Annotated in this window: 17 protein-coding genes; 12 read left to right on the forward strand and 5 right to left on the reverse strand. The window is 65.5% G+C overall.

What is annotated here, in order from left to right; all coding sequences use genetic code 11:
* Positions 1-56: 56 nt before the first annotated feature.
* Positions 57-2,714, reverse strand: a complete 2,658-nt coding sequence (locus tag GEV01_RS08955; RefSeq protein WP_235914287.1) for a diguanylate cyclase domain-containing protein — start codon at positions 2,712-2,714, stop codon at positions 57-59.
* Positions 2,715-2,858: 144 nt separating this feature from the next.
* On the opposite strand from GEV01_RS08955, the gene GEV01_RS08960 reads away from it, so the two are divergent.
* The 7 genes from GEV01_RS08960 to clpB all read left to right on the forward strand — a co-directional run bounded on the left by GEV01_RS08960 (position 2,859) and on the right by clpB (position 14,116).
* Entirely contained in the window at positions 2,859-4,109 is a 1,251-nt protein-coding gene (locus tag GEV01_RS08960; RefSeq protein ID WP_152803502.1) for a winged helix-turn-helix domain-containing protein, read from the forward strand.
* A gap of 13 nt (positions 4,110-4,122) precedes the next feature.
* Complete coding sequence (locus tag GEV01_RS08965) at positions 4,123-5,112, forward strand: DUF2804 domain-containing protein (protein ID WP_152803504.1); 990 nt, start codon at positions 4,123-4,125, stop codon at positions 5,110-5,112.
* Between the two features lie 38 nt (positions 5,113-5,150).
* Positions 5,151-7,559 (forward strand): bifunctional acetate--CoA ligase family protein/GNAT family N-acetyltransferase, encoded by a 2,409-nt coding sequence (locus tag GEV01_RS08970; RefSeq protein ID WP_152803506.1) that lies wholly within the window; start codon positions 5,151-5,153, stop codon positions 7,557-7,559.
* A 250-nt stretch (positions 7,560-7,809) separates the two neighbouring features.
* Positions 7,810-8,430 (forward strand): hypothetical protein, encoded by a 621-nt coding sequence (locus GEV01_RS08975; protein ID WP_235914288.1) that lies wholly within the window; start codon positions 7,810-7,812, stop codon positions 8,428-8,430.
* 78 nt (positions 8,431-8,508) lie between these two features.
* Positions 8,509-10,995, forward strand: a complete 2,487-nt coding sequence (locus GEV01_RS08980; protein WP_152803510.1) for a DUF349 domain-containing protein — start codon at positions 8,509-8,511, stop codon at positions 10,993-10,995.
* Positions 10,992-11,453: a molybdenum cofactor biosynthesis protein MoaE gene (locus GEV01_RS08985; protein WP_152803512.1), complete on the forward strand. Its 462-nt coding sequence runs from the start codon at positions 10,992-10,994 to the stop codon at positions 11,451-11,453. Before GEV01_RS08980 ends, GEV01_RS08985 begins: the two co-directional genes overlap by 4 nt.
* Positions 11,454-11,527: 74 nt before the next feature.
* Positions 11,528-14,116, forward strand: a complete 2,589-nt coding sequence (gene clpB, locus GEV01_RS08990; protein WP_152803514.1) for an ATP-dependent chaperone ClpB — start codon at positions 11,528-11,530, stop codon at positions 14,114-14,116.
* Here clpB and GEV01_RS08995 read toward each other — a convergent pair.
* A complete protein-coding gene (locus GEV01_RS08995) occupies positions 14,113-15,036 on the reverse strand; it encodes a GGDEF domain-containing protein (protein WP_152803516.1) in 924 nt (307 codons plus the stop codon). The two genes, clpB and GEV01_RS08995, sit on opposite strands and share 4 nt — an antisense overlap.
* Before the next feature lie 98 nt (positions 15,037-15,134).
* Complete coding sequence (locus tag GEV01_RS09000; RefSeq protein ID WP_152803518.1) at positions 15,135-15,923, reverse strand: helix-turn-helix transcriptional regulator; 789 nt, start codon at positions 15,921-15,923, stop codon at positions 15,135-15,137.
* A gap of 93 nt (positions 15,924-16,016) precedes the next feature.
* Here GEV01_RS09000 and GEV01_RS09005 point away from each other — a divergent pair, with 93 nt between their 5' ends.
* From GEV01_RS09005 to aceA, 4 genes are all read left to right on the forward strand, one after another.
* Positions 16,017-17,237 carry an MFS transporter gene (locus GEV01_RS09005; protein WP_152803519.1) on the forward strand — a complete coding sequence of 407 codons (1,221 nt, stop codon included), beginning with the start codon at positions 16,017-16,019 and terminating at the stop codon, positions 17,235-17,237.
* Between the two features lie 36 nt (positions 17,238-17,273).
* Positions 17,274-17,771: a ribonuclease E activity regulator RraA gene (gene rraA / locus GEV01_RS09010; RefSeq protein ID WP_008449949.1), complete on the forward strand. Its 498-nt coding sequence runs from the start codon at positions 17,274-17,276 to the stop codon at positions 17,769-17,771.
* A gap of 123 nt (positions 17,772-17,894) precedes the next feature.
* Positions 17,895-18,497, forward strand: a complete 603-nt coding sequence (locus tag GEV01_RS09015; protein WP_152803521.1) for a PEP-CTERM sorting domain-containing protein — start codon at positions 17,895-17,897, stop codon at positions 18,495-18,497.
* Positions 18,498-18,782: 285 nt separating this feature from the next.
* Positions 18,783-20,078, forward strand: coding sequence for an isocitrate lyase (gene aceA / locus GEV01_RS09020; protein WP_152803523.1), 1,296 nt, complete (start codon positions 18,783-18,785; stop codon positions 20,076-20,078).
* A gap of 45 nt (positions 20,079-20,123) precedes the next feature.
* Here aceA and GEV01_RS09025 read toward each other — a convergent pair whose 3' ends face one another.
* Both GEV01_RS09025 and GEV01_RS09030 read right to left on the reverse strand, forming a co-directional pair.
* On the reverse strand, positions 20,124-20,351 hold the full coding sequence (locus GEV01_RS09025) for a hypothetical protein (protein WP_152803525.1): 228 nt from the start codon (positions 20,349-20,351) through the stop codon (positions 20,124-20,126).
* Complete coding sequence (locus GEV01_RS09030) at positions 20,348-20,605, reverse strand: hypothetical protein (protein ID WP_008449939.1); 258 nt, start codon at positions 20,603-20,605, stop codon at positions 20,348-20,350. The genes GEV01_RS09025 and GEV01_RS09030 overlap by 4 nt, the downstream gene beginning before the upstream one ends.
* Before the next feature lie 177 nt (positions 20,606-20,782).
* Here GEV01_RS09030 and GEV01_RS09035 point away from each other — a divergent pair, with 177 nt between their 5' ends.
* Positions 20,783-21,712 carry a 23S rRNA (adenine(2030)-N(6))-methyltransferase RlmJ gene (locus GEV01_RS09035; protein ID WP_008449937.1) on the forward strand — a complete coding sequence of 310 codons (930 nt, stop codon included), beginning with the start codon at positions 20,783-20,785 and terminating at the stop codon, positions 21,710-21,712.
* Positions 21,713-21,726 lie beyond the last annotated feature (14 nt).

A 21,726-nucleotide genomic window follows, 5' to 3' on the forward strand; every position in this document is an offset into this window, starting at 1 on the left:
GCAAGATGGCGTCGGACGAGTTGATAAAAGTGGCGCCGCCGCGCCGTGGCGGTCCGTCAAGCCGCGTTGCTGGCCGCCGGCGGCAGCGCCGGGCCGGCGCGGTAGGTGTTGCGGCCGCCCTGTTTGGCCTCGTACAGCAGCACGTCGGCGCGGTTCAGCAGTTCGGCCGGGGAGACATCCTCGTCGCGGTAGTAGGCCATGCCGATGCTGGCCGAAATCGACACCACCGTGCCATCCAGGTCGAACGGCGGCTGCATCGCTGCCACGATCTTGGCCGCCAGCGCCGCGGCGTCGTCGTAGCGGGCGACGCGCTCCATGATGATGGTGAACTCGTCGCCGCCCAGCCGGGCGATGGTGTCGCTGGCGCGCATGGCGTGCGTCAGCCGTCCCGAGAACGCCTTCAGCAGCGCGTCGCCGACGCTGTGGCCGAAGGTGTCGTTGACCGGCTTGAAGCGGTCGATGTCCATGTACATGACCGCCATCAGGCTGTGGCTCTCGCGGCTGGCGGCCATCGCGTCCTGGAGCTTTTGCAGGAAGCCGGCGCGGTTGGTCAACCCGGTCAGCGCATCGACCTGCGACAGTTTCAGCAGGCGCTGCTTCTCGCGCTTTTGCGCCGTGATGTCCTGCCGCATGACGTGGAAGCCGATCACGGTAATGCCGTCTTCGTCCATCTGCGGGATGTAGACCACCTCGAAGGTGCGGTCGACGGCGGCGCCGGGATCGTCCTCCTCGAAGGTCAGCGTTTCGCCGGCCAGCGCGCGCTTGATGTAGGGCGCCAGGAACTGGTAGCGCTCCGTGCCCATGGTCGCCTCGATCGACTTGCCCAGCACCGCCACGCCGGTGCGGTTGAATTCGCGCTCGTAGGCGACGTTGTGGAAGCGGTAGATCTCTTCCGAATCGATGTAGGCCACCATCGCCGGCAGCGTGTCGGCGATGGTGCGCAGGCGCGATTCGCTTTCGCGCAGCGCCATCACGGACTTGCGCACGTGGGTGATGTCGTCCACCGTGCCGACGTAGCCGTAGATCTGGCCGTCCACCACCATCGCGGCGATCTTGAACGAGATCCAGATCATCATGCCGTCGGGGTGCACGCAGCGCACCGTGTCCTGGAAGGGCACGCGGGTCTTGGCCATGTGCTTCAGGGCCGTCTTCAATACCTCGCGGTCGTTGGGGTGCACGGCACGCATCCACTGATCGCCCAGCGCTTCCTCGCGCGTCAGCCCGGTGATGAATTCGAAGGTGCGGTTGACGTAGGTGCAGTGGCCGGCCGGATCGGCGCGCATCAATCCCAGCGGCGAGGCGTCATTTACGGCCGCCAGCTCCGCCTGGTTCTTGCGCATCGCCAGCTCGGCCTCCTTGCGCGGCGTGATGTCGCGCGTGGTGACAGCCACGCCCTCGTCGATGGCGACGATCTGGTGGTGCAGCCACAGATGGCCGCTGCCGGGCAGGAAGTCGACCTCGAACTCCTCTTCCAGCGGACGGCCGGAGATCAGCACCGTCTTGTATTTTTCGATGAAGCCCTTGGTGTGCAGCGCAGGCAGCACCTCGATCAGGCGCTTGCCCTTGACCTCGTCGGCGGTGGAACCCAGCAGCGCGGCGCCGCGTTCATTGAGGTCGGCGATGGTGAAGTCGACGATCTCCTTGCCCGGCCCGCGCACGCGGCAAGCCTTGATCAGGTAGACCGCGTCCATGCTGGCGTCGGCCGCCGCGCGCAGCATCGCCTGCGCCTCGGTGATCATGCGGGCGCTGCGCCGCAGGCGATAGGCTTGCTGCATCAGCAGGCCGATAAACAGCAGCACCAGCACCGAGGCGATGGCGGCCGCGCCGTAGTAGACGTTGCGCCGCTGCTCGAAGCGCGCCATCGCCGATGTGACGGGATTGCCGACCACCGCCAGCAACAGGTAGCGCGGCATCTCGGTATAGCCGTAGATGCGCTCGACGGCGTCGAAGGGATGCGCCAGCAGCAGCTCGTCGGGCTGCTGGGCGCCGCTTTGCGCCGCCGTGAAGTCGATCGCATCGCTGATGATCAGCTGTTCGTCGACGCGGGCGGTGGACATGCCGTTCTCGCGGCTCACCAGCAGCACCGCGCCGCCGGGATCGACGTTCATGCGGTCGTAGTCTTCGACGAAGGAGGCCGGGTCGACCATCACCATGATGATGCCGGCGAATTCGCCCCGGTGGTTGTTCAGCCGGCGCGTAATCAGGATCTGCCATTTCTTGGTGCGCGGCTCGACCACCGGCGTCGATACCTGCGGCGTGTCGGCCGGATTGGATGCGTGCTGGCGGAAGAAGGCCTGGTCGTGCTGGTCCGGCGCGAAGTAGCCGTTGCGGCTGTCGATCAGGCGGCCTTCGGCGTTCAGCAAGGCCAGCGGCAGGTCCAGCTTGGACGGCAGCAGCGAATCGAGCAGGCCGTTGCGGCGCGTGAACTCGGCCAGCCGCAGCGCGCCGTCGGTTTCTTCGAACTTGAGTTTGAACAGTTGGGTCGCGTGGTCGATCTGGCGCAGCAGGTGGTTGGTGTGTTCGGCCAGCGTGCGCGCCAGCGATTGGCTGTGCAGCACCGCCTCGTTGCGGGCGGTCTGCTTTTCCTGGCCGATCTGATAAGTCACCGCCGCCCACATGGCCGCCAGCAGCACCAGCGCAAACACGGGCAGCAGGACCGCCCGGTACAGGCGGCGCAAGAACATCACGATCGGGCGAGTGGCAAATTGGTTCATCGAAAGTCTACATTCCCCGCGAAATGGTAGCGGCACGCCATCTGTGGATATTCTGCACGGAAATGTCACGTTTGTGGCTGGCCGGTCAAAAAAAACCCCATTCCGATCACAGGCAATGTTGATTTCTTTATTAGAATAGCGCTCATGACCGAATTGATAATCAGCCTGGCCGCGGCGCGGGCGCTGCATCTGGCGGCGCAGGGTTTGCTGCAGCCGCGCCGCCGCAAGGCACGCCAGGCCGACGTGGTGGACGCGATACGGCAAATGGGCGTGCTGCAGATCGACACCATCCACGTGGTGGCGCGCAGCCCCTATCTGGTGTTGTGGAGCCGCCTGGGCGACTATCCGCAGCCGTGGCTGGAACAGGCGCTGGCCGCCGGCCAGCTGTTCGAGTACTGGGCGCACGAGGCCTGCTTCGTGCCGATCGAGGACTACGGCCTGTATCGCCACCGCATGCTCGATCCGGCGGCGATGGGCTGGAAGTATTCGGAAACCTGGATGCGCGAGCGCCGCGCCGAGGTGGACGCGGTGCTGGACCACATCCGCGTCAACGGCCCGACCCGCTCGTCCGATTTCGAGCGCACCGACGGCCAGAGCGGCGGCTGGTGGAGCTGGAAGCCGGAGAAGCGCTCGCTGGAAGTGCTGTTCACCGCCGGCGCGCTGATGATCGCCGAACGCCAGAACTTCCAGCGTATCTACGACCTGGCCGAGCGCGTGCTGCCCGGCTGGGACGACAGCCGCATGCCGCACATGGACGACACGCGCCGCACGCTGGTGCTCAAGGCGGTCAAGGCGATGGGCTGCGCGCGCGCCGGCTGGATCTCCGACTACTTCCGCACCAAGCCGCCGCGCCTCGATCCGGAAGAACTGGTCGGGCAGGGCGCCTTGCTGCGCGCCTGGGTCGACGACTGGGACGATCCGATCTACGTCCATCCGGACCACGCGGAGCTGCTGGCCGCTGCCGCCGCCGGCACGCTGGCGCCGACGCTGACCACCATCCTGTCGCCGTTCGACCCGGTGGTGTGGGACCGCCGCCGTGCGCTGGAGTTGTTCGGCTTCGACTACCGGCTCGAATGCTACACGCCGGCTGAGAAGCGCCGCTACGGCTACTTCACGCTGCCCATCCTGCGGCGCGGCGCGCTGGTCGGGCGGGTCGACGCTAAGGCGCACCGGCGCGGCGGCGTGTTCGAATTGAAATCGCTGGTGCTGGAACCCGGCGCGCGCATCAGCGACCGCTTCGTGCGCGACATCGCCGGCGCCTTGCAGCGCCTGGCCAACTGGCACGAATGCCCCGACATACAGATCGTCCACGCCGCGCCGGAAGGCTTTGCGCCGCTGCTGCGCGCCGCGCTGGATCTCAACACGAAAGACACGAAAGAAATGGAAGCCGCATGATAGTAGGAGTTCTATGAGTCTGCCCGCCGCACCCGCCAGCCTGCTGGGCCCCGACGGACAACCGCTGTTCGGCCGCTACGCTGGCCAGGTAGGCCACATCGACTGGAGCAAGCTGGCCGCGCCGTTTGCGCGCAACCGTTTCTGGCGGCGCTTCCACCACAAGCGCTGGCATTACGTGGCGCTGTGCACGGAGCAGGTGTTCTGCGCGGTCGCCATCGTCGACCTGGGCTGGACCAGCACCGCCTTCGCCTACGCCTTCGACCGCAACGACGGCGACATGCTGGCCAACTTCTCGCAGGACGGCTTGCCCGGCCTGTCGGCGCGGCTGGCCGACCATGCCGGCGGATCGAGCAGCTTCAAGACCCGCAAGAGCAGCATCGCCATCGACAGCCGCGCCGACGGCAGCTACGGCCTGACGCTGCGCTGCGACTACCTGGAGATCGACGCCGAATTCGGCCCGGGCGCCGCGCCGCTGCTGCTGGCCACCGGGCCGGTCGAGCAGGGCTCGGTGCATGCGACGCAGAAGTCGTCCGGCCTGCCGCTGAGCGGCGAAGTGCGCACCTTCCGCGAAGACTACCCGCTGGCCGGCGGCGTCGCCAGCTTCGATTACTCCAACGGTCTGCTGGCGCGCAATACGGCGTGGCGCTGGGCGTCGGCGCATAACCTGGAGCTGGGCTTCAATCTGCAGGCGGGCTACTTCGGCGGCCACGAAAACGCGCTGTGGCTGGACGGCCAGGTGCACGCGCTGGCGCCGGCGCACTTCATCTACGACAGCAGCGATCCGCTGTCGACTTGGCACATCTTCACCGAAGACGACCAGCTGGAGCTGTACTTTACGCCGGAAGGCGCGCGCCGCGACAACAAGAACCTGGTGGTGGCGGCCAGCCGCTACCTGCAGCCGATCGGCACCTTCACCGGCTGGGTGCGCAGCGCGCCGGACCAACCCAAACGCATGGTCACGCAGATGATGGGCGTGACCGAGGACCACGCTTCACGCTGGTAAGCTGGTAAATCACGCTGGTAACAAGGGGCATCGCCGCCATGAGCATCAGGAATCTCGACCGCATGTTCCAACCCCGCTCGGTGGCCGTGATCGGCGCATCGGACAACCCGCAGCGCATCGGCACGCGGGTGCTGGCCAACCTGGTGGAAGCCGGATTCGCCCGCGACGGCGGCGCCATCTGGCCGCTCAATCCCAAGCACCAGCGCCTGCACGACCTGCCGTGCTACTCCCGCGTGGCGGCGCTGCCGGATGCGCCGGACCTGGCGATAGTGTGTTCGCCGCCGTCGACGATACCGGGCCTGATCGCCGAACTGGGCGCGCGCGGCACCCGCGCCGCCATCGTCATGACGGCGGGGCTGGAGAACCTGCGCGCCGGCAGCCGCAGCCTGCAGCAGGCGATGCTGGAGGCGGCCAAGCCGCACCTGCTGCGCGTGCTGGGACCGGGCAGCGTCGGCCTGCAGTCGCCGGCGCTGGGCCTGAACGCCAGCTTCACCCACATCGCCGCCGATCCCGGCAAGCTGGCCTTCGTGTCGCAATCGGGCGCGCTGGGCACGGCGGTGCTGGACTGGGCCAGCCTGCGCGGCATCGGCTTCTCGCGCTTCGTCGCCATGGGCGAAGGCTCGGACGTCGATTTCGGCGACCTGCTCGATTACCTGGCCGGCGACGCCGACACCGAGGCCATCCTGCTGTGCATCGAGGACGTCAGCAGCGCCCGCAAGTTCATGTCGGCGGGACGGCTGGCGGCGCGCGGCAAGCCGGTGATCGTGCTCAAGGTGGGACGTGATCCCGCGCCCGGCGCCGACCTGGTGTTCGACGCCGCCATCCGCCGCGCCGGCATGCTGCGGGTGCATTCCACCGAGGACCTGTTCGACGCCGTCGAAACGCTGGCCCGCCAGCGCCCGCAGCGCGGCGAGCGGCTGGCCGTGCTGACCAACGGCGCTGGCCTGGGCCTGATCGCCGCCGATGCGCTGGCCTGCGGCGGGGCGCAACTGGCGCCGCTGTCGGCCGAGACGCTGCGCCTGCTGCGCCGCGCCGACGCGCCGCTGGCCAATCCGGTCGACCTGCTGGCCGACGTGCCGGTCGAGCGCTACACCAGCGCGGTGGAAGCGCTGCTGCGCGAAACCCAGGCCGACGCGCTGCTGTTCCTGCACGCGCCGACCGCCATGGTGCCCAGCAGTTTGATCGCGGCGGCGGTGGCGCCGATGATGCGCTCGGCCTCGAAGAACGTGCTGTCCTGCTGGCTGGGCGGGCGCTCGGCGGCGGCCGCGCGCCAGGTGTTCGCCGACGCCGGCCTGCCCACCTACGACACGCCGGAAAAAGCCGTGCATGGCTTCCTGCAGATCGCCCAGTACCGCCGCAACCAGGAGCTGCTGATGGAGGTGCCGGCCCGCCTGCCCGCCACCGCCGCGCCGGAACGGGCGGCGGCGCAGGCCCTGGTGACGGCGGCGCTGGCGGCCGGCCGCAGCGAGTTGTCCGACAAGGATGCGCGGGCGCTGCTGGCGGCCTACGGCATCGCGCTGGCGACGCCGCAGCAGGCGGCGCTGACCGGCGCCACGCTGGCCGCCGCCCGCATCCAGATCGGCACCGACGCGGTGTTCGGGCCGGTGGTGTTCTTCGGCCAGGGCGGCATCGCGGCGGAAGTCGCGGCCGACCGCGCCGCCGGCCTGCCGCCGCTGAACATGGTGCTGGCGCGCGACATGGTGGGCCGCACCCGCGTGGCGCGCCTGCTGGCGCAGGGCCAGACCGATGCCGACGCCGATGCGCTGTGCCGCACGCTGGTGCAGGTGGCCGACATGGTGGCCGATCTGCCGCAACTGGCGGAGCTGGATTTGAATCCCTTGCTGGCCATCGGCGGCGGCGTGGTGGCGCTGGCCGCGCGCGTGCAACTGGCGCCGGTAGGCCGTGGCCGGACGCTGGCGATCCGTCCGTATCCGCTGGAGCTGGAACAGGAAATCGACTGGCGCGGCGGCCGCCTGCTGCTGCGGCCGATCCGGCCGGAGGATGCGCCGCAGCACCAGGTGTTCTTCGCCGCGCTCGATCCGGACGATGTGCGGCTGCGCTTCTTCACCGCCATGCGCGAGCTGCCGCCGGCGCAGCTGGCGCGGCTGACGCAGATCGACTACGACCGCGCGATGGCCTTCATCGCCACCCGCAACAGCGCCGGCGGCGAGCCGGAAACGCTGGGCGTGGTGCGCGCCGTGGCCGATGCGGACAATCAGTCCGCCGAATTTGCCATCATCGTGCGTTCCGATTTGAAAGGGCAGGGGCTGGGCTACATTTTGTTCCAGAAATTGATCGATTATTTCCGCAGCCAGGGCACGGGCGAGATCATCGGCGACGCGCTGGCCGAGAATCTGGGCGTGCAAAAACTGGTACGGCATTTCGGCGGCGTGGTATTGCCGCATCCTGAAGCAGGAATGGTGCGACTTCAGTTGTCTTTGCGATAGCATTCGAGGCCAGCTTGTTATATATTGGAGTGCACCACGCAGGGGCGTACGTTTGTTCTAGCTCAAGGCGTGTTTGTCGGCTTTATTTACACTTTTACTTCCGCTCTTGCCGCTCATCCGGGCGCGCGCAACTTCAGCTTTGGGAGTCAGAATGTTAACTGCCACATATACTCTGGTAGCACTGTCGGTGGAACATGCCAGTGTCCGCCTCAGTTTGTTATCGTTCCAAAAGTATGTGCGCTCCACGCTGATGCATCAAAACCGCATCACCCTGTCGCAGCTGGAATATGCCTGCGAGAATCTGAACAGCCTGTACCAGGCCTGCCACTGGCGCAAGACCGAGATGTACCTGATCCCCGCGCTGCGCGAAGCGACCGAACGGGCGGACCAGTTGCTGGACGAGCTCAACCGATTGAACCAGGCCGCGCTGCTGTCGATCCGCATGTTGCAGGACAAGCTAGGCTCGCTGGCCGATGTGCGCGACGACCAGGTCAACCTGATCTGCGACAGCATCGAAACCTTCTGCTCCTCGCTGCTGAAGCGGCTGGAAAAGGAGGAGCAGGAGCTGTTCGCCATCGCCCGCAACGCCATCGCCGGCGAAACATGGTTTTCCATCGCGAATCAATTGATGATGCATGACAAGCATCTGGAAGAAATGAAACGTGCCGGCCTCGCGCCGGGCGCCGCCGTCGAGGCAACACCGAAGGCGGCCGCACGTAGCACCGTCAACGCCTTGCGGGTCGTGGATGATGGCCAGATCAGTATTCCCGGCTTGCAAGTATTGCCGATAATAAGCATCGATGAAACCGGGGCACATCCGTCCCCGAGCACCGTCGCCCGATCGACCCGGCAAATGCCGGCGATGAAATAGCCGCCCAATTAGCATACGCCTCGGGCAAATCCCCTTCGCTTTGCTATGATGGTGGTTTTAGCCATCTCATAGCGCACCATGTTCGATTTCATCTTTAAGCGAACTACCGACCAGGCGGCCGAACTCCAGGCCGCCGTGGCGACACCCGAGCAGGGCGCCGCCGCTGCCGCATCGGCCAGCCGCCGCGACGAGCAGGCGCAGTGTGCCGCCGGGCTGGCGGGCAATGAAGCCGCCGCCGTCCAGCTGATCTTGCAAAGCGAATTTGCCGGCGTGCGCCTGGCGGCTGCCGAGCACGTGCAGTCGCAGGCCTATCTCGAACAGGTGCTGCAGGCGATGCGCAATACCGACCGCCGCGTCGCCAAGCTGATGCAGGGGCGGCTGGATGCGATCCGCTACCAGCAGGCCGAGCGGCAAAAAGCCCAGGCCTGCCTGGAGCTGGCCCAGCGCCTGCTGCAAGATGAAAAACTCACGCCCAACCAGGTAGCCGATCTGGACCGCCAATGGCAGGTGACAGCGGCCGTGCCGGAGCTGGCCGAGCCGTTCGCCAGCGCGCGCGCCGCGCTGGCGGCGCGTTTGCAAGCGCAGGTCGATCTGCAGCGCGCCATCATCGATGCGCTGGCGGCGCTGCGCCAGCTGCCGTCGGCCGGATTGCCGCCGGAAGAGGCGCAGCAGGCGCTGGAGCGCCACGTCGCCGCGCATGCCGGCTACCAGCAGGCGCCCGAACACAATGCCTTGCCCAAGCATCTGCTGAGCGATTTCGCGCAGGCGCTGGAGCAGAGCCGCGCCGCGCTGGCCAGCGCCGCAACTGCCGCCACCACCGCCGGCCAGCGCGCCGCCGCTGCACCGGAAACGTTGCCAACGGCTGGCGAACCGGCCGTCGCCGCAGCGCCAGCCGGCCAAGTTGAGGTCCCGGCCAAGTCGTCGACCCCGGCCGCGCGCCCACCGAAGCAGCCCGCCGCGCCCAAGGAAACCGACAAGAAATTCCTGGAAACGCTGGATGCGATGGACGCTGCGCTGGCGCAAGGCTTGCTGCACGCCGCCGCCGACCACGACAAATGGCTGAAGGAACACAAGACCCGCCTGACTCCGGCCCAGACCGACCGCTTGAACCATGTGCGCGCCGAGCTCAAACGCCTGGGCGACTGGGCACGCTGGGGCGGCAACGTCTCGCGCGAAGAGCTGGTCAAGGCGGTGGAAGAACTGCCCGCGCTGGGCCTGGCGATGAGCGAACTGGCCAAGAAGGTCGGCAGCATGCGCGAGCGCTGGAAGTCGCTGGACGCCGTTTCCGGCCATGCGCCAAAGAGCTTGTGGGAACGTTTCGACACCGCCTGCACCACGGCCTACGCGCCGGCCGCCGCCCATTTCAAGCAACTGGCCGATGAGCGCCACGCCAACGCCGCCAAGGCGCAGGCGCTGGTGGACGAAACCCGTGCCATGGCCGCCAGCGCGGCGGGCGAGGGCGCGGACCTGAAAAACGTAGCCGCCGCCGGCCAACGCCTGCGTCAGATGTGGGGCCGCCTCGGCACCATCGACCGCAAGGAAAAACGTAAGCTAGATCAAGCTTTCGACAAAGCGCTATCGCAAATGCTGGCCCCACTGGCCGAACAACGCAAGATCGAAACGGCCAAGCGCGAGCAACTGATCGCCGAAGCGGAGCAGATGCAGCCGGGCGACCGTCACACGCTGGACCACCTGCGCCGCCTGCAGGAGCGCTGGCAGGAGCAGGCCAAGGCGCTGCCGCTGGAGCGCAAGGCTGAACAGGCGCTGTGGCAGCGTTTCCGCGCCGCCTGCGACACCATCTTCAACAAGCGCAAGGAAAGCGCCCACGCGGCCGACCACGAACGCAAGGCCCACCTGCACGCGCGCGAGGCGCTGTGCCAGGAACTGGAAACGGCCACCTTCAGCGGCGACGACAAGGCACAACTGGCGGCCATCGCCAAGACGCTGCGCGACGCGGCATCAACCTGGCATGCGTCTGGCGGCGTGCCACGCGCCGCCGAAGCCCGTATCCTGCAGCGCTACAACGCGGCGCTGGCGGCGGTGCAGGGCCAGGCTGACGCCATCAAACGCCGCGCTGGCGCCGCTCAGGCCAACGCGCTGCGCGACAAGCTGCGCCTGTGCCAGGCACTGGAAAGCGCGATCGGCACGCCGGCCGACGGCGCCGCCATCGACGGCGCCGACTGGCAGTCGCGCTGGTCGGCGTTGCCGCCGCTGGCCGCCGAGTACGAACGCGCGCTGCACGGCCGCTTCAACGCCGCGCTGGCGGCGCTAGATGGCAAGCGCAGCGCCTACGCCGAGCAGCTGGAGCGCAACCGCACCAAGCTGCTGGACGAAGTGCTGCGGCTGGAAATCGTGGCCGGCGTCGACAGCGGCGCCGAGTTCGCGCGCGAGCGCTTGAAGATGCAGGTCGAAGTGCTGCAATCGTCGCTCAAATCCGGCCAGAAGCCGCAGAGCGCCGGCAGCGCCTATCTGCAACTGTGCGCGATGCCGGCGCTGGCCGACGCCCGCACCGCCAGCCGCATTGAACAGCTGTTCCGCCGCATCGGCGCTTCGGAGCGCGCATGAGCTTAGTCCAGGTCCGCATCCAGGCGGAAGACTTCGATCTCAGCGCAGAACTGGCGCGGCTGCGCGCAGACAATCCCAAGGTCGGCGCCATCGTCAGCTTTGTCGGCACCGTGCGCGACCTGAACGAGGGCGCCAGCGTGGCGGAGATGGAGCTGGAACACTACGCCGGCATGACCGAGCAATCCATCCTTGCCATCATTGAACAGGCCAGGCAACGCTGGCCGGTATTCGGCGCGCTGGTGATCCACCGGGTGGGGCCGCTCAAGCCGCTGGAGCAGATCGTGCTGGTGGCGGTGACGTCGGCGCACCGCGGCGAGGCCTTCGCCGCCTGCGAATTCATCATCGATTACCTGAAGACCGAGGCCCCGTTCTGGAAGAAGGAACAGACCCCCGACGGCGCGCGCTGGGTCGACGCCCGTGTCAGCGATGATGTCGCATTGAATAAATGGAAAGTTTAATTCCGGGCGGTCTCCTTGAAAACTGATTGCCCAGCCCTATCTGTGCGATAAGTAAAATTCATCGGAGCATCACCATGCGGCAAGACAAACTCACCACCAAACTCCAGGAAGCCCTCTCGGACTCGCAGAGTCTCGCCGTGGGCAACGATAACCAATACATCGAACCAGTGCACCTGCTGACCGCGCTGCTGAACCAGAATGATGGCAGCGCGCGCTCCCTGCTGCAGCGCGCCGGCGTCAATGTCGGCGGCCTGACCAAGGCGCTGGGCTCTTCGCTGGAGCGGCTGCCCAAGGTGTCCGGCACCGGCGGCGACGTCCAGGCCAGCCGCGAGCTGGTCTCCGTGCTCAATCTGGCGGACAAGGAAGCGCAGAAGCGCGTCGACCAGTTCATCTCCAGCGAGATGGTGCTGCTGGCGCTGACCGAGGACAAATCCGACGCCGGCCAGCTGGCGCGTGAAAATGGACTGACCCGCAAGTCGCTGGAAGCGGCCATCGACACCGTGCGCGGTGGCGCCAAGGTGGACAACGCCGAAGCGGAAGGCCAGCGCGAAGCCCTGAAAAAATACACGCTGGACCTGACCGAGCGCGCCCGCTCCGGCAAGCTCGATCCCGTGATCGGCCGCGATGACGAGATCCGCCGCGCCATCCAGGTGCTGCAACGCCGCACCAAGAACAATCCCGTGCTGATTGGCGAACCCGGCGTCGGCAAGACCGCCATCGTCGAAGGCCTGGCGCAGCGCATCGTCAACAACGAGGTGCCCGACTCGCTCAAGGGCAAGCGCGTGCTGTCGCTGGACATGGCGGCGCTGGTGGCCGGCGCCAAGTATCGCGGCGAGTTCGAGGAACGCCTGAAGGCCGTGCTGAAGGAGCTGGCCATGGACGAAGGCCAGACCATCGTCTTCATCGACGAGATGCACACGATGGTCGGCGCCGGCAAGGCCGATGGCGCCATGGACGCGGGCAATATGCTCAAGCCTGCATTAGCGCGCGGCGAGCTGCATTGCGTCGGCGCGACCACGCTGGACGAATACCGCAAATACATCGAGAAGGACGCCGCGCTGGAGCGCCGCTTCCAGAAGATCCTGGTCGACGAGCCGTCGGTGGAAGCCACCATCGCCATCCTGCGCGGCTTGCAGGACAAGTATGAGTTGCACCACAAGGTCGCCATCTCGGACGCCGCCATCATCGCCGCGGCCGAGCTGTCGCACCGCTACATCACGGACCGCTTCCTGCCCGACAAGGCCATCGATCTGATCGACGAAGCCGCATCCAAGATCAAGATCGAGATCGATTCCAAGCCGGAGGTGATGGACAAGCTGGAACGCCGCCTGATCCAGCTGAAGATCGAGAAGGAAGCCGTCAAGAAGGAGAAGGACGAAGGCTCGCGCCGCCGCCTGGACCTGATCGACGAGGAGATCGTGCGTCTGCAACGCGAGTTGAACGACTACGAGGAAATCCTCAAGGCCGAGAAGGCGGTGGTGCAGGGCAGTACCCACATCAAGGAAGAGATCGAGCGCATCAAGCTGCAGATGGAGCAGGCCACGCGCGACAGCAACTGGCAGCGCGTGTCGGAACTGCAGTACGGCCGCCTGCCGGAGCTGGAGGCGCAGCTGAAACAGGCCGAGAGTGTGAACCTGAAAGCCGGCGAAGCCGCCAAGCCGAAACTGCTGCGCACCGAAGTCGGCGCCGAGGAAATCGCCGAGGTGGTGTCGCGCGCGACCGGCATCCCGGTGTCGCGCATGATGCAGGGTGAGCGCGACAAGCTGCTGCACATCGAAGCGAAGCTGCACGAGCGCGTGGTCGGCCAGGACGAGGCTATCGACGCCGTGTCCGATGCGATCCGCCGTTCGCGCGCCGGCCTGTCCGATCCGAACCGTCCGTATGGCTCCTTCATGTTCCTGGGGCCGACGGGCGTGGGCAAGACCGAGCTGACCAAGGCGCTGGCGGGCTTCCTGTTCGACACCGAGGAATCGATGATACGCATCGACATGAGCGAATTCATGGAGAAGCATTCGGTGGCCCGCCTGATCGGCGCGCCGCCCGGCTACGTGGGCTACGACGAGGGCGGCTATCTGACCGAAGCCGTACGCCGCAAGCCGTACAGCGTGATCCTGCTGGACGAGGTGGAGAAGGCGCATCCCGACGTGTTCAACGTGCTGCTGCAAGCGCTGGACGACGGCCGCATGACGGATGGCCAGGGCCGCACGGTGGACTTCAAGAACACGGTCATCATCATGACGTCCAACCTGGGTTCGCACAAGATCCAGGCGATGGAGGATTCCGATCCCGGCGTGGTCAAGCTGGCGGTGATGGCCGAGGTGCGTTCGCACTTCCGTCCGGAGTTCATCAACCGTATCGATGAAATCGTCGTGTTCCACGGCCTCGATGAGAAGAACATCGGCGCCATCGCCAAGATCCAGCTGGCGATTCTGGAGCAGCGCCTGGCCAAGATGGAGATGACGCTGACGATCACCGAAGGGGCGCTGCACAAGATCGCCGAGGCGGGCTACGATCCGGTGTATGGCGCGCGGCCGTTGAAGCGGGCGATCCAGCAGCAGATCGAGAATCCGCTGTCCAAGCTGATCCTGCAGGGCCGCTTCGGTCCGAAGGACATCATCCACATCGACGCCGATCCGGTGAACGGCGAGCTGACCTTCAGCTAAGCTTCAAGGTGGACGATGCGGTTGCGGCCGTCGCGTTTGGCGCGATATAGCGCGTCGTCCGCCCGTTTCAGCACGTCTTCGAAGGAGCTGTCGCCGGGGAGCAGTTCGCTTAGGCCGCCGCTGATGGTGGCGCCGTCGCCCAGCGTGCCCAGCGTGCGCAGGGCTGCCGGCACCTTTTGCCGCAGCCGCTCGGCGATCGGCTTGGCCTGCTCCCAGCCGGTGTGCGGCATCAGGATGACGAATTCGTCGCCGCCCAGCCGGGCCGGGAAGTCGGTAGTGCGCAGCTCGCGCCGGCAGACATCGGCCGTGGCCTGGATCGCCTTGTCGCCGCTCAGGTGGCCGTAGGTATCGTTGATGTTCTTGAACTTGTCGATGTCGAAGATCAGCACCGAGGCCGGCGTCTGGTAGCGGGCGAACAGCTCGTAGTTGTCGGTGAGGGCCTGCATCAGTTTGCGGCGGTTGGCCAGGCCGGTCAGCGCGTCGGTTTCGCTCTGCATGCGCAGCAAGGCTTCCAGCTTTTTGCTGGCGGTGATATTGCTGGCTACCCACAACACAGCATCTTCTCCCTGTACACGGTACTCCAGCGCCTGCACGCGGCCTTCGAACCAGATCGTGTCTTCCGGGCCGTCGGCGTCGAGGCCTTTCACATCCTTGCGGTTTAGCTGGTATTCGATGACGTGCAAGCCTGTCTTGGCCAGCGCGATGGCGATCTGCGCGATGAACCACGCGGCCTTTTCGCCGTTCAGCACGTCCGGGATGCTCTTGCCGACCAGGGCGCTGCCGTCGTGGTAGTAGCGGGCGTCGGTGCCGCCGAACAGGGCGGCGTACTTGCCGCTGCGGGTGAGGATAAACGCCGGATCCGGTAACGCGGCGAGCAGCGCGGCAATCTGCTCGTTCGAGAATAGCGACACGTCGGTCATGCGATACCGTTTTTCGAGTTGTTGAGTTTCCACTAATGTACCGTACTTTCGTCCAAGTCAACGTTAACGGTGTATTAATCGAAAACTTAACCGTTTATCTACTTTTCAGCAAAAAAAGATGTCGGCGTGCTGCCAAAGGTTTTCTTGAACATGGCCGAGAAGGCCGACTGGCTGGCGTAACCGAGCTGCGCCGCCACCTGCGACAGCGGCACGCCGCGCGCGATCAGCGGCGCCGCGTGCGCCAGCCTGGCTTGCTGGCGCCACTGGCTGAAGCTCATGCCCAGCTCGCGTTCGAACAGGCGGGTCAGCGTGCGTTCCGAGGCGCCGACCTGGCCGGCCCATGCCGCCAGCGTGTGCTCGGCGCCGGGATCGGCGACTAGCGCGTCGCACAGGGCCTTCAGGCGCTTGTCGTGCGGCAGCGGCACGCGCAGCGGACGGGCGGCGCAGCGCGGCAACTCATCGAGGATCATTTCGCCCAGCAGGCGTTCGCGGCCGGACTGTTCGTCCTGGTCGTGCTGCTCCAGCGCGGCCAGCAGCTCGCGCAGCAGGCCCGACACTTCGACCACCTTGCAGGCGTCCGGAAAGGGCGAGCGGCTGGCGTGCACGCACACCGGACGCAGCCGGGTCGGCTCCAGCACCGTAATGGCGTGCTCGACATCCGGCGCGATCCAGATGGCGCGCTGCGGCGGCACGATCCAGCTGCTGTGGTTGGCCGTCACGCGCATCACGCCCTGCATGGCGTAGGTGAACTGGCCCCACGGATGGTCATGCGGCAGCAGCACGGCGTCGGCCGGCAGGTCGCGGCCGGACATGGTCAGCGGCCGGGCGGCGGTGGGGAAGTCGCAATTCCAATTGAACTGGGTGTGCGTGACGACCGGTATCGGCATGGCGGGATTTCGATAAAAGTTGACCTTCTATCTTAAATCAGACGCGCGCGAAATGCTTACACTAGGCCTTCTTTTTTGAAGCAGGGAGGCGGCATGAACGATACATCGTTGCTGCGGCAGGACGCCCGGGTCATTGGCCTGGTCGGGCTGGCGCACGGCACTTCGCACTTTTACCACGTGATCCTGGCGGCGCTGATCCCTTGGCTGAAGCCGGAATTCCATCTGAGCTACGCCGAGCTGGGTTTGCTGATGACGGTGTTCTTCACCGTTTCCGGCGTGGGGCAGGCGATGGCCGGCTTCATCGTCGACCGCTACAGCGCGCGCGCCGTGCTGTTCAGCGGCATCGGGCTGCTGGGGCTGTCGGCGGTGATGCTGTCGAGCGCCCACAGTTATGCGCAACTGATGCTGGGCGCCTTCCTGGCGGGCTGCGGCAACAGCGTGTTCCATCCGGCCGACTACACGCTGCTGAACCAGCGGGTGTCCAAGGGGCGGCTGGCACACGGCTTTTCGGTGCACGGCATCAGCGGCAATATCGGCTGGGCCATCTCGCCGCTGTTCCTGACCTTTGTAGCCAGCCGCACCGACTGGCGCACGGCGCTGCTGAGCGCGGCCCTGTTGCCGCTGGCGGTGCTGGCGCTACTGGTCTGGAACCGCCATGCGCTGCGGCCCGGTTCGGCTGCGGCGCCTGCGGCCTCGGCCGGAGCGGGCCAGGGCGGCGCGTTCGGCTTCCTGCGCCTGCAGGTGGTGTGGATGTGCTTTGCCTTCTTCCTGATCTCGGCCGTGGCGCTGGCCGGCATCCAGAGCTTCGCGGCGACCAGCCTGGTGAGCCTGTACGGCATGTCGCTGGCCTGGGCCACGACGGCCTACACCGCCTACATGATCGCCTCGGCGGCCGGCATGGTGTACGGCGGCTTCCTCGGCGCCGGCAGCGGCCATCACGACCGCATCATCATCATGGCCTTCGGCACGGCGGCGTTGCTGTCGCTGGTGCTGGCCACTGCCGTGGTTCCTGCGTGGATGGCGGTTGCGCTGATGGGCCTGATCGGCCTGGCGACCGGCATTTCCGGCCCCTCGCGCGATCTGCTGATACGCGGCTCGGCGCCGGCCAACGCCACCGGCCGCGTGTTCGGCGTCGTGTATTCGGGCCTGGACAGTGGATTGGCGCTGGGCCCGCTGCTATTCGGCGCGCTGATGGACGCCAACCATCCGTCCGGCGTGTTCATCGGCATCGGCGCGTTCCAGGCGCTGGTGATCCTGACCGCGCTCGGCGTCGGCAGCAAGACCCGCTTGGTCGCGGCTGCCAAAACAGCATAGAATCATTGTTTCCTTCACCATATGCACGGAACGACAATGAATTTCGCCACCACCGATTTATGCGACGACAACGCCAATCTGCTGGAGGACGGCCGCCTGGCCGTGCTGCCGCCGGTGTTCCGCCACTTTGGCAAGCAGGTGCAGTTTTCGGGCCGCGTGACCACGCTCAAGGTGCATGAGGACAACGCGTTGGTGCGTTCGGTGCTGGAGACCCAGGGCGGCGGCAATGTGCTGGTGATCGACGGCGGCGGCAGCCTGCGCCGCGCGCTGGTCGGCGGCCAGCTGGGCTTGCTGGCCCAGGACAATGGCTGGGCCGGCATCATCGTCGATGGCTGCATCCGCGACACCGACGAGATCAACTCCTGCGAAATCGGCGTGCGCGCGCTGGGCGCCCATCCGCAGAAGAGCAGCAAGAAGGGCGCGGGCGAGCGCAACGTGCGGGTGCACATCCAGGGCGTGCCGGTGCAGCCGGGCGACTGGATCTATGCCGACGCGGACGGCATCCTGGTGGCTCAGCAAATGCTAGTCTCATAATGTTTTCTATATTGAAACGTTTGTGGTATTTTTGCAATGAATATTGACACTGATGTGGCTGCATGTAAAAATTACAATGCATCAATTTTTGGTGCATAAGTGCAGGTTCATCAGGAGTCTTCCATGAAGAAACTTACTTTTGCAGTGTTATGCGCACTGGGGCTGTCCGCCCAGGCCGCTCCGGTGACGTCGATCCCGGGCGGCACGGTTTTACCTATGCCGGTACTGCAGTATTTTGGCGCCGGTCCACAGGTTTTGGCGCCGGGCGTGATCTGGAGCAGCGCCAACAACAGCTCGGTCTACGGCTACGACGCCGGCTACGGCTTTGCCAACAACGGTTTCTGGACCGGCCTGTCGATGGCCGGCACGAACGATTCGACCAGCACCATGATGCTGGCGTTCTCGCAAGCCGTCAGCGGCGTGGGCGCTTTCCTCAATTACGCCGCACCACGCAATTATGGTACGGCGACGATTGCGGCCTATGACTCGACATTTACGCTGATCGAGTCGACTACCTTGACCTTCCTGACCAACGGCGGCACGAACCAGGGCGAGTTCCATGGTTTCATGGAAAACACGCCGTCGATCAGCTACTTCACGATGACCGGCGCCTACATCGGCGCGACCGAGTTCACCGTGCTCGCTGTACCTGAACCGGCAACCTACGGCATGCTGCTGGCAGGCCTGGGCCTGGTGGGGATGGCTGCCCGCCGCCGCAAAACCTGATACCGATTGCACTACTGCGCCGACACCCCGCAAGCCGCAAGGCTTGCGGGGTGTTTGCTTTTCATCAGGCGCGGCGTTCATTTCACATTGCGGGAAGTGCTGGCGGTGAGTTGCGGAGTTCTCTTTCGTTTTGAGAAATATTATTTCGCATCCTGAAAAATTATAATTATCCCATTGATTTTTATGGATAAATATCTGGTTATATGTCTTATATAAGACTGTTTGCGCAGGCGAAAAAAAGTCTACTATTTGTATAACGGATTTCGTTTTAAATAGGAGAACGTCATGACAACTCGTGAACAGCAAATCGCCGCCCTGCAAAAAGACTGGGACACCAACCCGCGCTGGCAGGGCGTCACCCGCAGCTACAGCGCCGAAGATGTGGTGCGCCTGCGCGGTTCCTTGCAGATCGAGCATACGCTGGCCAGGCGAGGCGCCGACAAGCTGTGGCACCTGCTCAACAACGAGCCCTTCGTCAACGCGCTGGGCGCGCTGACCGGCAACCAGGCCATGCAGCAGGTCAAGGCCGGCCTGAAGGCGATCTACCTGTCGGGCTGGCAAGTCGCCGGCGACGCCAACCTGGCGGGAGAAATGTATCCCGACCAGTCGCTGTATCCGGCCAACTCGGTGCCCATGGTCGTCCAGCGCATCAACAACACCTTCCAGCGCGCCGATCAGATCCAATGGTCGGAAGGGAAGGACGAGATCGACTTCTTCGCGCCCATCGTGGCCGACGCCGAAGCCGGTTTCGGCGGCGTGCTCAACGCCTACGAGCTGATGAAGTCGATGATAGCGGCCGGCGCCGCGGGCGTGCATTTCGAAGATCAGCTGGCGTCGGTCAAGAAGTGTGGCCACATGGGCGGCAAGGTGCTGGTGCCGACGCGCGAAGCGGTGGAAAAACTGACTGCGGCCCGCCTGGCGGCCGATGTCATGGGCGTCTCGACGCTGGTGATTGCCCGCACCGACGCCGAGGCGGCCGACCTGCTGACCTCGGACGTGGACGACAACGACCGCCCGTTCTGCACCGGCGAGCGCACCGTCGAGGGCTTCTACAAGGTCCGGCCGGGCCTGGAGCAGGCGATAGCGCGCGCGCTGGCCTACGCGCCATACGCCGACCTGGTCTGGTGCGAGACCGGCAAGCCTGACCTGGCCTTCGCCAAGCAGTTCGCCGACGCCGTGCACGCCAAGTTCCCCGGCAAGATGCTGGCCTACAATTGCTCGCCCTCGTTCAACTGGAAGAAAAACCTGGACGACGCCACCATCGCCCGCTTCCAGAAGGAGCTGGGCGCCATGGGCTACAAGTTCCAGTTCATCACGCTGGCCGGCTTCCACGCGCTGAACTACGGCATGTTCAACCTGGCGCACGGCTATGCGCGCCGCCAGATGTCGGCTTTCGTCGAGTTGCAGGAGGCGGAGTTCGCCGCCGCCGAGAGGGGCTTCACGGCGGTCAAGCACCAGCGCGAGGTGGGTACCGGCTATTTCGACGCCGTCACCCAGTGCATCCAGAACGGCCAGTCTTCGACCACCGCCTTGCACGGTTCGACCGAGGATGAGCAATTCTTCGACCGGAAGGTGGCCTGATGCCGCGCACGCGGCGGTGGTCCGTCCGCGTGCGCGGTGCTGGCTTCAGGGCTGCGTGCCCAGGTGCTGATGCAGGTGCTGCTTCAGGCGCCGCTGGAAGTCATCCACGTCGTGGATGGTGGCCAGGTCGTCGTCCACCTCCAGCATGTGGGTCTTGTGGCCTGGCGCGAACGAGACGTTCACTTCCATCTGACCCTGTTTCGCCGACAGGGAATGGCCCTGCACGGCGCCCAGGATGTTGTTCTGGTCGTCGGTTACGATGGTCATCTTCATGACATGCCTCCTCCTTGCAGGTTGTGGAAGGCGCCGCCTATGCCCTGGTTGTGGATCTGGACGAAATAGGTGGCGTCGCCATTGTTTTCCTTGCGCTTGCTTTGCTGGTCCGCCATGTGGACCGCGCCCTGGTTGGGCGCCTTGACGTCGGCCGAGGCGAACTGCGTGCCATGGTCGCTGGGATAGCTGTAGCTCCAGAACGCCGTCTGCCCCGGCGCCAGGAAGGTCAGCGGACCTACGTTATTGAATGCCATAATGTCCTCCATGAAAGGTCGCCGCGCCTGCGGATGCAGAACGGCCGTTCCATGTTAGTCACCATCCCGGTGCACGCTTTGATGCAAACGATATGGGCGCATTTTTGGCTGGCGGCGCTTTCTAGTGGATAATGCGGGATTGTTCTGCACCACCACTATTTAGGAAGTACCAAGCTTATGTTGAGTTACCGCCACGCCTTTCACGCGGGTAATCACGCCGATGTGTTGAAGCATTTCGTGACCATCCAGTTGATGCAGTATCTGAATCAGAAAGATACCGCCTACAGCTACATCGACACCCATTCCGGCGCCGGCGTGTATGCGCTCGACGGCTCCTTCGCCTCCAAGAACGCCGAATACGACACCGGCATCGGCCCGCTGTGGGAGCGCACCGACATGCCCGCGCCGCTCAAGGAATATGTCGACCTGATCCGCGCCATGAACCCGAGCGGCAAGATGCGCTACTACCCAGGCTCGCCCTACATCGCCGACCAGGTCGCGCGCGAGCACGACCGCCTGCGTCTGTTTGAACTGCATCCGGCCGATTCCAAGCTGCTGGCCGATAACTTCCGCAAGCTCGACGAGCACGCTGCGCAGCAGGGCATCCGCCCGACCACGCGCGGCAAGCGCGTGCTGGTGACGCGCGGCGACGGCTTCCAGGCGCTGAAGGCGCTGCTGCCGCCGCCGTCGCGCCGCGCGCTGGTGCTGATCGATCCGCCATATGAAGACAAGCAGGACTACAAAAAGGTCAAGGACACGCTGGCCGAGGCGCTGGTGCGCTTCCCGACCGGCACCTACGCGGTCTGGTATCCGCTGCTGCAGCGCATGGAGTCGCGCCAGTTCGCCGACAAGCTCAAGCAGCTGCAATGCAGCGACTGGCTCAACGTCGTGCTGACCACCAACACGCCGATGCCGGACGGCTTCGGCCTGCACAGCAGCGGCATGTTCATCCTGAACCCGCCGTACACGCTGGAGCCGATGTTGAAGGAAGTGATGCCCTACCTGGTCAAGGTGCTGGGCAAGGACTCCGGCGCCCGATTCACGCTGGAAAGCGGCAAGCCGACGGGTACGCGCAACACTGCGGTGCGCCGGCCGGTCAGTCGCTAGAAAAATGTTGTCAG

It is taken from the genome of Rugamonas rivuli (genome assembly GCF_009380165.1).
GTDB lineage: Bacteria > Pseudomonadota > Gammaproteobacteria > Burkholderiales > Burkholderiaceae_D > Rugamonas > Rugamonas rivuli.

What these genes read in the sequence shown, in the direction of transcription:
- GEV01_RS08955 (WP_235914287.1), bottom strand. Translation starts at nt 2,714, where the DNA reads ATGAACCAATTTGCCACTCGCCCGATCGTGATGTTCTTGCGCCGCCTG.
- GEV01_RS08960 (WP_152803502.1), top strand. Translation starts at nt 2,859, where the DNA reads ATGACCGAATTGATAATCAGCCTGGCCGCGGCGCGGGCGCTGCATCTG.
- GEV01_RS08965 (WP_152803504.1), top strand. Translation starts at nt 4,123, where the DNA reads ATGAGTCTGCCCGCCGCACCCGCCAGCCTGCTGGGCCCCGACGGACAA.
- GEV01_RS08970 (WP_152803506.1), top strand. Translation starts at nt 5,151, where the DNA reads ATGAGCATCAGGAATCTCGACCGCATGTTCCAACCCCGCTCGGTGGCC.
- GEV01_RS08975 (WP_235914288.1), top strand. Translation starts at nt 7,810, where the DNA reads ATGCATCAAAACCGCATCACCCTGTCGCAGCTGGAATATGCCTGCGAG.
- GEV01_RS08980 (WP_152803510.1), top strand. Translation starts at nt 8,509, where the DNA reads ATGTTCGATTTCATCTTTAAGCGAACTACCGACCAGGCGGCCGAACTC.
- GEV01_RS08985 (WP_152803512.1), top strand. Translation starts at nt 10,992, where the DNA reads ATGAGCTTAGTCCAGGTCCGCATCCAGGCGGAAGACTTCGATCTCAGC.
- clpB (WP_152803514.1), top strand. Translation starts at nt 11,528, where the DNA reads ATGCGGCAAGACAAACTCACCACCAAACTCCAGGAAGCCCTCTCGGAC.
- GEV01_RS08995 (WP_152803516.1), bottom strand. Translation starts at nt 15,036, where the DNA reads ATGACCGACGTGTCGCTATTCTCGAACGAGCAGATTGCCGCGCTGCTC.
- GEV01_RS09000 (WP_152803518.1), bottom strand. Translation starts at nt 15,923, where the DNA reads ATGCCGATACCGGTCGTCACGCACACCCAGTTCAATTGGAATTGCGAC.
- GEV01_RS09005 (WP_152803519.1), top strand. Translation starts at nt 16,017, where the DNA reads ATGAACGATACATCGTTGCTGCGGCAGGACGCCCGGGTCATTGGCCTG.
- rraA (WP_008449949.1), top strand. Translation starts at nt 17,274, where the DNA reads ATGAATTTCGCCACCACCGATTTATGCGACGACAACGCCAATCTGCTG.
- GEV01_RS09015 (WP_152803521.1), top strand. Translation starts at nt 17,895, where the DNA reads ATGAAGAAACTTACTTTTGCAGTGTTATGCGCACTGGGGCTGTCCGCC.
- aceA (WP_152803523.1), top strand. Translation starts at nt 18,783, where the DNA reads ATGACAACTCGTGAACAGCAAATCGCCGCCCTGCAAAAAGACTGGGAC.
- GEV01_RS09025 (WP_152803525.1), bottom strand. Translation starts at nt 20,351, where the DNA reads ATGAAGATGACCATCGTAACCGACGACCAGAACAACATCCTGGGCGCC.
- GEV01_RS09030 (WP_008449939.1), bottom strand. Translation starts at nt 20,605, where the DNA reads ATGGCATTCAATAACGTAGGTCCGCTGACCTTCCTGGCGCCGGGGCAG.
- GEV01_RS09035 (WP_008449937.1), top strand. Translation starts at nt 20,783, where the DNA reads ATGTTGAGTTACCGCCACGCCTTTCACGCGGGTAATCACGCCGATGTG.